This window comes from Xenophilus sp. (assembly GCF_044462705.1).
Lineage (GTDB): Bacteria > Pseudomonadota > Gammaproteobacteria > Burkholderiales > Burkholderiaceae_C > Xenophilus > Xenophilus azovorans.
The window spans coordinates 24,643-35,320 of sequence record NZ_JBIQNC010000026.1; the positions used below are offsets into that span (position 1 = coordinate 24,643).

At 70.0% G+C, this 10,678-nt stretch carries 14 protein-coding genes; 7 read left to right on the forward strand and 7 right to left on the reverse strand.

Annotated elements, in window-relative coordinates:
• The first annotated feature begins 63 nt into the window (after positions 1–63).
• Positions 64–996, forward strand: coding sequence for a LysR family transcriptional regulator (locus ACIY1X_RS06915; RefSeq protein WP_399679256.1), 933 nt, complete (start codon positions 64–66; stop codon positions 994–996).
• Here ACIY1X_RS06915 and ACIY1X_RS06920 read toward each other — a convergent pair.
• Positions 975–2,732: an ABC transporter ATP-binding protein/permease gene (locus ACIY1X_RS06920; RefSeq protein WP_399679258.1), complete on the reverse strand. Its 1,758-nt coding sequence runs from the start codon at positions 2,730–2,732 to the stop codon at positions 975–977. The genes ACIY1X_RS06915 and ACIY1X_RS06920 overlap by 22 nt on opposite strands.
• A 145-nt stretch (positions 2,733–2,877) precedes the next feature.
• Here ACIY1X_RS06920 and ACIY1X_RS06925 point away from each other — a divergent pair, with 145 nt between their 5' ends.
• Positions 2,878–3,015 (forward strand): hypothetical protein, encoded by a 138-nt coding sequence (locus tag ACIY1X_RS06925; RefSeq protein WP_399679261.1) that lies wholly within the window; start codon positions 2,878–2,880, stop codon positions 3,013–3,015.
• Positions 3,016–3,023: 8 nt separating this feature from the next.
• Positions 3,024–3,458: a DUF1810 domain-containing protein gene (locus ACIY1X_RS06930; RefSeq protein ID WP_399679263.1), complete on the forward strand. Its 435-nt coding sequence runs from the start codon at positions 3,024–3,026 to the stop codon at positions 3,456–3,458.
• On the opposite strand, the gene ACIY1X_RS06935 is transcribed toward ACIY1X_RS06930, so the two are convergent.
• On the reverse strand, positions 3,398–4,387 hold the full coding sequence (locus ACIY1X_RS06935; protein ID WP_399679266.1) for a 5'-nucleotidase: 990 nt from the start codon (positions 4,385–4,387) through the stop codon (positions 3,398–3,400). The genes ACIY1X_RS06930 and ACIY1X_RS06935 overlap by 61 nt on opposite strands.
• Before the next feature lie 126 nt (positions 4,388–4,513).
• On the opposite strand from ACIY1X_RS06935, the gene ACIY1X_RS06940 reads away from it, so the two are divergent.
• Both ACIY1X_RS06940 and ACIY1X_RS06945 read left to right on the forward strand, forming a co-directional pair.
• The gene (locus tag ACIY1X_RS06940) at positions 4,514–5,464 is read left to right on the forward strand and encodes a hypothetical protein (protein ID WP_399679267.1); all 951 of its coding nucleotides are present in this window, start codon (positions 4,514–4,516) and stop codon (positions 5,462–5,464) included.
• Between the two features lie 22 nt (positions 5,465–5,486).
• Positions 5,487–6,311 carry an enoyl-CoA hydratase gene (locus ACIY1X_RS06945; protein ID WP_399679271.1) on the forward strand — a complete coding sequence of 275 codons (825 nt, stop codon included), beginning with the start codon at positions 5,487–5,489 and terminating at the stop codon, positions 6,309–6,311.
• Between the two features lie 36 nt (positions 6,312–6,347).
• Here ACIY1X_RS06945 and ACIY1X_RS06950 read toward each other — a convergent pair whose 3' ends face one another.
• Complete coding sequence (locus ACIY1X_RS06950) at positions 6,348–7,322, reverse strand: LysR substrate-binding domain-containing protein (protein ID WP_399679273.1); 975 nt, start codon at positions 7,320–7,322, stop codon at positions 6,348–6,350.
• An 8-nt stretch (positions 7,323–7,330) separates the two neighbouring features.
• Between ACIY1X_RS06950 and ACIY1X_RS06955 the strand changes: the two genes are divergently transcribed.
• Both ACIY1X_RS06955 and ACIY1X_RS06960 read left to right on the forward strand, forming a co-directional pair.
• Positions 7,331–8,080 carry a sulfite exporter TauE/SafE family protein gene (locus tag ACIY1X_RS06955; RefSeq protein WP_399679276.1) on the forward strand — a complete coding sequence of 250 codons (750 nt, stop codon included), beginning with the start codon at positions 7,331–7,333 and terminating at the stop codon, positions 8,078–8,080.
• 58 nt (positions 8,081–8,138) lie between these two features.
• Positions 8,139–8,558, forward strand: a complete 420-nt coding sequence (locus tag ACIY1X_RS06960) for a hypothetical protein (protein WP_051953460.1) — start codon at positions 8,139–8,141, stop codon at positions 8,556–8,558.
• Positions 8,559–8,585: 27 nt separating this feature from the next.
• On the opposite strand, the gene ACIY1X_RS06965 is transcribed toward ACIY1X_RS06960, so the two are convergent.
• From ACIY1X_RS06965 to ACIY1X_RS06980, 4 genes are all read right to left on the reverse strand, one after another.
• A complete protein-coding gene (locus ACIY1X_RS06965; RefSeq protein WP_038208552.1) occupies positions 8,586–9,080 on the reverse strand; it encodes a hypothetical protein in 495 nt (164 codons plus the stop codon).
• Positions 9,081–9,082: 2 nt separating this feature from the next.
• Positions 9,083–9,556, reverse strand: a complete 474-nt coding sequence (locus tag ACIY1X_RS06970; protein WP_157007999.1) for a hypothetical protein — start codon at positions 9,554–9,556, stop codon at positions 9,083–9,085.
• 32 nt (positions 9,557–9,588) lie between these two features.
• Complete coding sequence (locus ACIY1X_RS06975) at positions 9,589–10,239, reverse strand: hypothetical protein (RefSeq protein WP_399679278.1); 651 nt, start codon at positions 10,237–10,239, stop codon at positions 9,589–9,591.
• 28 nt (positions 10,240–10,267) lie between these two features.
• The coding region (locus tag ACIY1X_RS06980; protein ID WP_399679281.1) for a hypothetical protein at positions 10,268–10,678 on the reverse strand (411 nt) is incomplete at its 5' end.

Sequence of the window (10,678 nt, forward strand, 5' to 3'; positions counted from 1 at the left end):
AGAAATTCACCATGAATTGATAATTGCCGCTGTTGGAATTGAAAAATTCACCAATAGAAAAGAATGGACCGTTTCACCGCACTGACCGTGTTCCGCCACGTGGCGGAACTCAACAGCTTCGCGGAGGCCGGGCGGCGGCTCGGCCTGTCCGCGCCGGCGATCAGCAAGAACATCGCCGAGCTGGAGGCGCGGCTGGGCGCCCGGCTCATCCATCGCACCACGCGGCGCATGGCGCTGACGGAGGAAGGGCGCATCTACCTGGAGCACGTGGTGCGCGGGCTCGACGCGCTGGCCGAGGCCGACCAGGCGCTGTGTCCGGTCAAGGCCGCGCCGAGCGGCGTGCTGCGCGTCAGCGCACCGATGACCGTGACGCTGACGCGCCTGTCGACGGCGATCCCCGCCTTCCTGGCGCGCCATCCGGCCCTGAGGCTCGACCTCGACCTGGACGACAGGCGCGTGGACATCGTCCGCGAGGGCTTCGACCTCGCGATCCGCGGCAGCGACCACCTGGAGGACTCCAGCCTGGTCGCGCGCCGGCTCGCCGTCATGCCGCACGTGCTGTGCGGCGCGCCGTCGTACTTCGCGGCGCACGGCGTGCCCGCGTCGCCGGCCGAGCTGGGTGCGCATGCCTGCATCCGCTTCAGCCTCTCGGGCCATGCCGACACCTGGGAGTTCCGCCAGGACGGCCGCGTCGAGCGCATCGCCGTCGATGCGCGCTATTCGGTCACGTCGAGCCTGGCGGTGCGCGATGCGCTGCGCGCCGGCCTCGGCCTCAGCCTGATCCCCCGGCCCTATGTCGAGGAAGACCTGGAGACGGGCCGCCTGCAGGCGGCGCTGGAAGACTGGCGCACGGTCGAGACCACGCTCCACGCGGTCTACCCGTCGCGCCAGCACGTGGCGCCGAAGATCCGCGCCTTTCTCGACTTCCTCATCGAGGTGTTCGGGGAATCCGGGCCCGGAGGCGGGCCGCCGGCCTACGACACCTCCACCCGGTAGGCCGCCGCGCTGCCTTCCGGCTCGGGCCGCAGCGTCCAGCGCCGCTGGTGGTGCGCGCCCAGCGTGCGGCGGTGCGCGATCGAGACCAGGCCGCCGCCGGCGCGCCGCACCGCCTCCACCAGCCGCTGGTAGATCGTGGCTTCCGCCTCCTCGTCCAGCGCGCTGGTCGCCTCGTCGGCCAGCAGCCAGGCCGGCCGCTTGAGCAGCACGCGCGCGACGGCCAGGCGCTGGCGCTCGCCGCCGGAGAGCTTCTGGCCCCATGCGTCTTCGCGGTCGAGCTGGTCGGCCAGGTGCGGCAGCAGCGCGTCCTCCAGCGCCTGGCGCAACGCCTCGTCGCCGTACTGCCCGGCCGGCTCGGGATAGGCCAGCGCGTCGCGCAGCCGCCCGTCGGGGAAGTAGGGCTGCTGCGGGATGAACATGGTGTCGGCCGGCAGCGCCACCCGGCCGCGCGCATGCGGCCAGATGCCGGCCAGCGTGCGGAACAGGCTGGACTTGCCGCTGCCCGAGGGGCCGTGCACCAGCACCGTGTCGCCCGGCGCGACGTGCAGCGTCGTCCGGTCCAGCAGGCGCCGGCCGCCGGGCAGGTCGATGGCGATGCCGCTCGCGTCGATGGCGCCCGGCGCAGTGGCGGTCTCGAAGCCCTCGCGTCGGCCCGACTGCGCGGCCAGGCTGTGCTCGAAGCCCGAGAGCCGGTCCGTCGTCGCCTTCCACACCGCCAGCGACATGTAGTTGTCGACCAGCCACGAGAGCGATTCCTGCACGCGGCCGAAGGCCGAGTTGATCTGCATGAGCTGGCCGAGCTGGATGGCGCCGCTGAAGTAGCGCGGCGCGGCCACGATCAGCGGGAAGATGATCGCCGCCTGCCCGAAGAAGCTGCTGAACCAGGTCAGGCTCTTCTGGTTGCGGATCAGGCGCAGGTAGTTGTTCATCACCTCGGTGAAGCGCAGGTCCAGCTGCGGGCGCTCGGCGCGCTCGCCGCCGTCCAGCGCGATCGCCTCGCTGTACTCGCGGATGCGGATCATGTAGTGGCGGAAGTTGGCCTCCAGCATCTGCTGCTGGAAGTTCAGGCGCACCTGCGGCTTGCCGATCCAGTGGGCGATGGCGCTGCCCGCCACGCAGTACAGCACCGCGGCCCAGACCATGTAGCCGGCGATCTCCCAGGTGCCGCCGCCCGGCAGGGGCACCGTCAGCGAGCCGCTCAGGGTCCACAGGATGCCGACGAAGCTGACCAGCGTCACCGCGGCGTTGAGGATGCCCATCGACAGCGTCACCGTGTAGGTGGTGAACAGGTTCAGGTCCTCCTGGATGCGCTGGTCGGGGTTGTCGGGCAGGTCGTCGCTGCCGGCGGTGTAGCGTGCCAGCTCCAGCCGGTAGAAGGCCTTGTCCGCCAGCCAGCGGCCGACATAGTGGTCCGTCATCCACACGCGCCAGCGCAACTGCAGCAACTGCGTCAGGTAGAACTTGTAGACCATGACCACGATGTAGATCAGCGCCAGCCAGCAGAAGCGGCCGATCTGCTGCCAGAACACCACTTGGTCCCTGTTCTGCAGCGCGTCGTAGAACACGCGGTACCACTCGTTGATCTGCACCAGCATGTACACCGCGCCCAGGTTCAGCAGCACGATGGCCGCGAGCAGGCCGCGGGCCTGCCATTTCTCTTCCGAGCGGAAGTAGGGCGCGGCGAGCGCGCCGATGCGGCGCAGGGTGGTGGCCAGGGAGGGCTTGGCGTCGGTCATCGTGGGGCTTTGTGGGCGTGCGGGAAGCCGGCCGCTGCGGGCCGGGCGCGTGGGCGCATCCTAGCGGCGGCCGACGCGCGAAAGCTGAAGCGGGGCTTAGGGCGCCGCGTTGTGCGCGGCCGTTGCCCCGCGTAGGATGGCCCGCATGCGCAGAAGACCACCGAGACATCTGCTGCCGCTGGCGCTGCTGGCGGCCCTGGCCTGGCTGGTGGCCGCCTGCGACGACAAGCCCCGCCCGCCGGGCGCGCCGGTGCCCAAGGCGGCCTCGGCCCCGACGCACTGAGCCGGGCCGTGGCCGAGGCCGGCGATCCCTGGCGGCTGCAGCGCTTCGTCGAAGCGCAGGCGCCGGTGTTCGAGGCCGTGCGCGCCGAACTGGCGGCCGGGCGCAAGCGCACCCACTGGATGTGGTTCGTGTTCCCGCAGATGGCCGGGCTGGGGCACAGCGAGATGGCGCGGCGCTACGCGATCGCCTCGGCCGACGAGGCGCGCGCCTACCTGGCGCACCCGCTGCTCGGGCCGCGGCTGGCCGAATGCGCGGGCCTCATGCTGCGCACGCCGACGGCCAACGTGCGCGACGTGCTCGGCCCGCCCGACGACCTGAAGTTCCGCTCCTCGATGACGTTGTTCGACGCGGTGGCGCCGAACGGCGCGTACGGCGCGTGCCTTCAGCGCTTCTTCGCGGGCGGGCGCGACGAGGCCACCGTGCGCCTGCTGGCCGGCGGCTGAGCGGGCCGGCGCCGGCTGCCCGGCACTGTCGCCGCCACGTTGCGCACGCCGCTGGCCACGTGCCCCGCCGGCACGTGCCGCGCGGCCGAGCTGACGTGGCCCGTCTGGTCGTCGAAGAAGAAGTCCGGCTCGAACTCGCGCAGGAAGCCGCCCTTGTCCAGCCCGCCGAGGAACATCGCCTCGTCCACGCGGATGTTCCAGCTCATCAGCGTCTGGATCGCGCGGCGGTGCGCCGGCGCGCCGCGCGCCGTGACCAGCGCGGTGCGGATGCGCATGCCGGTGCTGGCCGCCTGCTGCAGCCGGTGCAGCGCGACCAGGAAGGGCTTGAACGGCCCGGCGCCCAGCGGGATCGCGGCCTTGTCCACCTCGTTGGCCTGGAAGGCCTCCAGCCCCTGCGCCTGGAAGACTTGCTCCGCCTCGTCCGAGAACAGCACCGCGTCGCCGTCGAAGGCGATGCGCACCTCGTCGGGGTGCAGGCTGCTGGCCTGCGCCGCCTCGACGTTCACGTGCGCGGCCGGAAAGCCCGCCAGCAGCGCCTCGCGCACGTCCTCCGCGTTGGCCGAGAGGAAGATGTCGGCGTTGAGCGGGTGCAGGTAGCGGAAGGGCGGACGCCCCTGCGTGAACACGCCGCGCTGGATGCGCAGCTCCGCCGCCGCGCCGGAGTTGAAGATGCGCATGCCCGAGGCCGGGTCGTTGCGCGAGAGGATCACCACCTCCACCCGCTGCACGCCGTCGTCGTTGAAGCGCAGCAGCTTGCGCACCAGCGAGTAGGCGATGCCCGGCGCGGCCGGCACGTCCAGCCGCTCGAGCTGCAGGCGCATGTAGGCATCGGGGTCGCCGCCCTCGAACAGGCGGTTCTCCTCCTCGAGGTTGAACAGGGCGCGCGAGGAGATCGCGACCACGAGCTTGTCGTCCAGGGTGACGGGCATGGGCAGGCAGGAAAGGAAGGGCTGGGCCAGCGCGCATTGTCATGCGGGCGCGGCGCGGGTTGTGATGTTGGCGACAGCCGCGGCGGCCGGGCTTTGCCACCATTGCCGCTTCCCCGGAGACACACCATGACCTCGCCCTTCTCCTCCACCGCACTGCACCTGTGCGGCCCGCTGCGCCAGCCGCGCCAGATGCTGGCCGAGCAGCGCTACGACGGCCACAAGTCCATCCACGACGACGCCATGGCCGAGGGCCTGGGCCTGCGCGCCGGGCCCATCGAGGGGCCCACGCACTTCAGCCAGTTCGATCCGCTGCTGTTCCACCTCTTCGGCCGCGCCTGGTTCGAGACCGGCTGCATCAGCGCCCACTACCAGAACATGGTGGTGGAGGGTGAGTCCGTGCGCGCCTTCGTCGAGCCGCCCGCGCCGGGCGCCGCCTTCGTGCGTCTGCACGCCGAGAAGGCCGACGGCACGCCGGTGCTGACCGGCACGGCCTCGGTGGGCGATGCCTCGCCGCATCCGCACGAGCTGCAGCAGCGCATCGCGAAGCTGCGGCCGCCCAAGGGGCTGGTCATCAACCGCGACCTGAAGGTGGGCCAGCGCGGCGCGGTGGTCGAGAAGATCCGCATGGGCTACGACCAGCACATGGGCGACCACTACCCCTTCACACTCGCCGACAAGCTCGAGGCCATCACGGAGCCCTGCGACTGGTACACGCCCGAGGGCGGCAAGGCCTCGCCCTGGGGCCGGCCGATCATCCCGACCGAGATGATCAGCGTGCTGCTCGGCTCCACCATCGCCGACGCGCAGCTCGGCGGCCGCAAGCCGGCGGTGGGCCTGTTCGCCGGGCAGGAGATCCGCCTGATCCGGGGCCCGCTCTTCGTCGACCAGGACTACGAGCTGGAGCGCGAGATCATCGCGCTCTCCGAGAGCGCGCGCACCGAGTCCGTGTGGGTGCGCACGAAGGTCTACGAGAGCCCCACGCGCGCGCTGGTGGCCGAGATGATCCTCAACGGCGCGACCATGAAGGCCTCCTACCCGAACTACGAGGCCGAGGCGAAGCAGCTCGGCCTGGCCTGAACGCCCCCAGGAGAAAGAACGGATGGCAGACATGCTCGACACCGGCACCCCCGAACTGCTGGCGCACCTCGACGACGGCGTGCTCACCCTCACCCTGAACCGCCCCGAGGCGCGCAATGCCATGACGCGCGCGATGAACGAGGCGCTGGCGCGCCAGCTCGCCGAGGCCGAACTCGATCCGGCCGTGCGCTGCGTCGTGCTCACCGGCGCGGGCAGCGGCTTCTGCGCCGGCGGCGACGTCAAGGGCATGGCCGCGGCCGGCGACGGCACCGTGGGTGCGCTCACCATCGACGAGGCCATCCATCGCCAGCGCGTCAACCAGCGCGCCACGGCCGGCAGGCTGTACCGCATGCCCAAGCCCACCATCGCCGCCCTGCCGGGCGCCGCGGCCGGCGCCGGCCTGGCGCTCGCGCTGGCCTGCGACCTGCGCGTGATGGCCAGCAGCGCGATCATGACCACCGCTTTCGCGCGCGTCGGCTTCTCGGGCGACTACGGCGGCAGCTACTTCCTCACCCGCCTCGTCGGCGCGGCCAAGGCGCGCGAACTGTACTTCCTGAGCGAGCGCGTGACGGCCGACGAGGCGCTGCGCCTGGGCCTGGCCAACTGGGTCTGCGCACCGGAGGAACTGGCCGGGCGCGCCGAGGCCGTCGCCCGCCGCCTCGCCGCCGGCCCCACCGTCGCCTACCGCTACATGAAGGAGAACCTGAACCGCGCGGTGAACGGCGAACTGGACGACTGCCTGGACCTGGAAGCCACCCACCACATCCACTGCGGCCAGACCGAAGACCACCGCGAGGCGGCGCGCGCCTTCGTCGAGAAGCGCGAGCCGGTGTTCAAGGGGCGGTGAGGCGGCGGAGCCTGTCCGGCCGGACGCTCCGAGCCGTCAGGCCTCGACGCCGATGTGCGTCAGCAGGCTGCGCATCGGCGGCGACAACCGCTTCCAGTCCTGGTAGCAGGCGCACAGCCGCCGCTGCGCCCAGCGCTCCTGCATGCCGAGCACCTCGAATCCATGGCGGCGCCGAAGCCTGCGGGCGGTGGCGCGGGGGATCACGCCGACGCCCACCCCGTGCGCGACCATCGTGCACAGGCCGTCGAAGGTGAGCATCCGGACGCGCACGTCCAGGCTGCCGCCCAGGCGGCGGGCATGCTCCTCGAGGTGGTCGTGCAGCGCGCTGCCCGGCGCCGACGCGACCCAGGGCTCGCGCAGCGCGTCCGCGAAGCTGGTCGACGTGCCCTTCGCCAGCCGATGCCCCGGCGGAACGATCAGCACCAGGTGATCGGCCGCGACGGGCCTGACTTGCAGGCCGCAGGTGTCCACAGCGTCCGAGACGATGCCCGCCTCGGCCAGGCCGGCCGCGACGGTGCGGACGATCCCGCTGCTCGTGCGCTCCCTCAGTTGCACGTCCACCCGGGGATGGCGCCCCAGCCAGGGGGCCAGCCGGCCGGGCAGGAATTCGGTGAGCGCGGCCGTGTTGGCCAGCAACTGCAGGCTGCCGCGGCGGCCTCGCGCGAAGTCCTGCAGTTCCTGCTCGAGCAGTTCCCTCTGGCGGAGCATCTGCCGTGCATGCTGGGCCAGAGCCTCCCCGGCTTCGGTGGTGACCACGCCCCGGTGGCGCCTTTCGAGGAGCCGGACGCCTGCATGCTCCTCGATGCTGCGCAGCCGCTCGCTGGCGGAGGCCAGCGCGAGATGCGCCGCCTGCGCGCCGGCGGTGATGCTGCCGGCCTCCACGATCGACAGGAAAAGCCGCAGGTCCGAGAGATCGAGTCGCATGGGGGAAAGGCGCCGGTTCAGCCTTCGGAACATCCGGAGGCTTGCTGCAAAGTTCCGCATTGTGCGGCAGCGGGCGCGTGCGTCCAATGCGGCGCATGCCCGAAATCTCCCTTGCCTCCTTCGTCGCCCTGAGCGCGACCTTCCTGGCCGCCGGCTGGGTCAAGGGCGTCACCGGCATGGGGCTGCCGACGGTCGCCATGGGCGTGCTGGGCGCGTGGCTGTCGCCGGTCGTGGCGGCCTCCCTGCTGCTCATCCCGTCCTTCGTCACCAACCTGTGGCAGATGCTGGCCGGGCCCGCCGCGCCGCGCCTGTGGCGCCGGCTGTGGCCCATGATGGCGGGCATCGTCCTGGGCACCACGCTGGGGGCCGGCCTGCTGGTCCGTGCCGACGCGGCGTGGTCGGCCGCCGCGCTCGGCGCGGCGCTCATCGCCTATGCGTGCTGCGCCCTGGCCATGCCGCGGCTGTCGATCGCGCCGCGCGCCGAACGCTGGCTGTCCCCCGTCGCGGGCGCGCTCACCGGCGGCATCACGGGCGCGACCGGCGTCTTCGTCATCCCGGCCGTTCCCTTCCTGCAGTCGCTGAACCTGGAGAAGGACGAACTGGTGCAGGCGCTGGGCCTGTCGTTCACCTTGTCGACGCTGGCGATGGCGGCGGGGCTGTTGTCACATGGCGCGCTGCGCATGGGCCAACTGGGCCTGTCCGCCTACGCCATCCTGCCTGCGCTGGCGGGGATGTGGCTGGGCCAGCGCGTGCGCCACCGCATTGCGCCGAAGACATTCCGGCTGTGCTTCCTGCTGTTCCTGCTGCTGCTCGGCATCGAACTCGTCTCGCGTCCTTGGCGCTGACGGGCGCCGGCGTGACCCGGCCTCACGACCTATGGCCGTTCCCGACAAGGAGATATCCATGCCTTCCATCCGATCGAACACATCGGCCGCCCGCCGCCTGCTGCGCAGGGGTGCGGTTCTCGGCCTCGCGCTGACGCTCGCCGGCTTCGCCGGCGCCGATGAATCCCTGATCGCCACACCCGAGCAACTGCACCAACTCGCTCTGGAGGCGCGCTCGGCGCGCGACTACCAGGCCATGATGGCCTTCCTGCGCGCGGCAGCGCGGGCAGGCGACGTCGCTTCGCAGGAGCTGCTGGCCACGCTGCTGGTGGCGGGGCCGGCCCTGCACGGCGCCGCCGTTCCGGTCGACCTGTGCGAAGCGTCCCGCTGGGCGCGCAGCGCGCTCGCGCAGGGAAGCTGGCTGGCCAGGCACCAGTTGTTCGTGCTCAGCGGCGCGCGGCAGTCGCAGCCGGCCGCGGCGCGATGCCTTGCGCCGTAGGCGTCGATCAGCCAAACAGTGAGCGCGTCAAGGCTCGCAGGTATCGCCGTTGGGACTGGTCGTCGAGCTTCCAGAGCGCGCCTTGTTGTACTGCATGTACCGTTCAGCACGCTGGCGCGTGTTGGCCGTCATGGCCTCGATCTGCCCTGCCAGCTTGGAGAAGTCCGAGTATTCAGGGAACTGCAGCATGCCGCATTGGGACGATGCGGCCAGACCTTCGCCGGCACGTTGCAAGGCATCCTTGTCGTCAAGGCTGACCACTAGAGTGCGTTGGGTTGCTCTGGCATCCTGCATGAGTGCCTTCGTCTGTACATCGCTGAGCTTGAGCGAATGAATCCACGCTTCGATATCGTCACGCACGCCGTTGCTGTTGGCGTCGGGTCCGGCAAGGTCCGCGGAGCGGTCCAGCTTGGGGTTGGCGCCGCCTTGCTCAAGTGCGGCGATTTGGTCGCGCAGGGTGGGCGGATGGGCGCCAATGTCCTCAGTGCATCCGAATGGGGACATTGCGATGAGCACCGCCATGCTCAGTCTTCGCAAGTGTTACCCCTGGGATTTGTCGTCGAGCTGCCGGATCGAGCTGCGTTGTATTTCATATAGCGCTCGGCACGCTGGCGGGTGTTGGCTGTCATGGCCTCGATCTGCCCTGCCAGTTTGGAGAAGTCCGAGTATTCGGGGAACTGCAGCATGCCGCATCGGGAGGATGCGGCCAAGCCTTCACCGGCACGTTGCAAGGCATCCTTGTCGTCAAGGCTAGCCAGCAGAGTTTGCTGGAGGGTGCGTGCCTTCTGTAGAAGCGCCTTCTTCTGCGATTCCGACAGAGCCTGGGCGGCGATCCACGCCTCGATGTCGTCGCGCACGCCGTTCGCATTGGCGTCAGGGCCGGCAATGTCGGTGGAACGGTCCAGCTTGGGGTAAGCGCCGCTTTGCTCCAAAGGCCGGGTTTGCGCATCTGCAAACCACGGCAAAGCCCCTGCGCTGCACGCCAAGGCGAGAGCCAACGCACTGCTCCGAGCAGCGGATGGTGCACGTATCACGGCTCGCACGTGTCGCCGTCCGGCAATGTGTTCGAGGTTCCAGAAGCCGCCTTGTTGTAGAGCATGTACCTCTCCGCGCGTTGGCGCGTATTGGCGGTCATTGCTTCAATCTGGCCGGCAAGCTTGGAATATTCTCGATAAGGAGAGAAGTGGCGACTTCCACAATTGAGGGCCGCCATCAATTCATCACCGGATTTCTGCACGGCACCCTTGTCATCCAGATTGATCAGTAGAGTGCGCCGTGTCACACGCGCATCTTGCATGAGCGCTTTCGTCTGCGCATCGTTGAGTTTCAGCGAATAGATCCACGCTTCGATGTCGTCACGTACGCCGTTGCTGTTGGCATCTGGTCCAGCAATGTCGGTGGAGCGATCCAGCTTTGGATAGGCGCCGCTCTGCTCCAGTGCGGCGATCTGATCGCTCAGCGTGGGCGTGCCGGTTGCGGTACCGGGCGGCGCGGCGGTTCCTCCGCCGCTTGCGGCCGCCGTGCCGGTGCTGCCCGTGGGGCCCTGAACGGCGGGTGTGCCATTCACAGGCGCGGCGCCGCTGCCACTGCCGCCGCCGCAGGCAGCCATCGACAGCGTCATCACCAGCGCGCCGCACCAAGCTCCAAGGCGGTGTTTTCCGGGAAATTGAATGTTCGTCATGGCCTGGTTCTCCCTGCAGTAGTTGTGTTCATGGCGAAATTGGTGCGACCTGTTCGAGCGCGTCGGTGATCAGCCCTTTCGTGTGTGCGCGGGGCGTGGTCGTGCTGCCGGCGCCAGGGGCGGTGCGCGCCACGCGGCTGGCGTCCAGATAGGTGCCGATGTAGGTGTGGCCGCTCAGATCGCCGCCGCGGCCGTTCAGCCAGAGATTGATGGGCTGCACCGTCCAGGCGCCGAAGTTGCGCAGGCCATTGATGACTTCGTCGATATCGGCCAATGTGTGTTTGCCCCGCACGGTGGGCGAGGCGGGGGCCACGTGCACCACGCTGGCCTTGGTCAGCGGCCGGGTTTGCCGCAGGCCGTCGTAGGCGACGTTGACGAACAGGTTGCCTTGCGAGTGGGCGACCAGCACGAAGTCATGGCCTTCGTCGGCCAGATCTTG

Bases quoted from the DNA above. Each gene is read 5' to 3' on its own strand.
- ACIY1X_RS06955 (WP_399679276.1), top strand. From the start codon at position 7,331: ATGCCCGAAATCTCCCTTGCCTCCTTCGTCGCCCTGAGCGCGACCTTC.
- ACIY1X_RS06920 (WP_399679258.1), bottom strand. From the start codon at position 2,732: ATGACCGACGCCAAGCCCTCCCTGGCCACCACCCTGCGCCGCATCGGC.
- ACIY1X_RS06960 (WP_051953460.1), top strand. From the start codon at position 8,139: ATGCCTTCCATCCGATCGAACACATCGGCCGCCCGCCGCCTGCTGCGC.
- ACIY1X_RS06975 (WP_399679278.1), bottom strand. From the start codon at position 10,239: ATGACGAACATTCAATTTCCCGGAAAACACCGCCTTGGAGCTTGGTGC.
- ACIY1X_RS06945 (WP_399679271.1), top strand. From the start codon at position 5,487: ATGGCAGACATGCTCGACACCGGCACCCCCGAACTGCTGGCGCACCTC.
- ACIY1X_RS06935 (WP_399679266.1), bottom strand. From the start codon at position 4,387: ATGCCCGTCACCCTGGACGACAAGCTCGTGGTCGCGATCTCCTCGCGC.
- ACIY1X_RS06925 (WP_399679261.1), top strand. From the start codon at position 2,878: ATGCGCAGAAGACCACCGAGACATCTGCTGCCGCTGGCGCTGCTGGCG.
- ACIY1X_RS06915 (WP_399679256.1), top strand. From the start codon at position 64: ATGGACCGTTTCACCGCACTGACCGTGTTCCGCCACGTGGCGGAACTC.
- ACIY1X_RS06965 (WP_038208552.1), bottom strand. From the start codon at position 9,080: ATGGCGGTGCTCATCGCAATGTCCCCATTCGGATGCACTGAGGACATT.
- ACIY1X_RS06940 (WP_399679267.1), top strand. From the start codon at position 4,514: ATGACCTCGCCCTTCTCCTCCACCGCACTGCACCTGTGCGGCCCGCTG.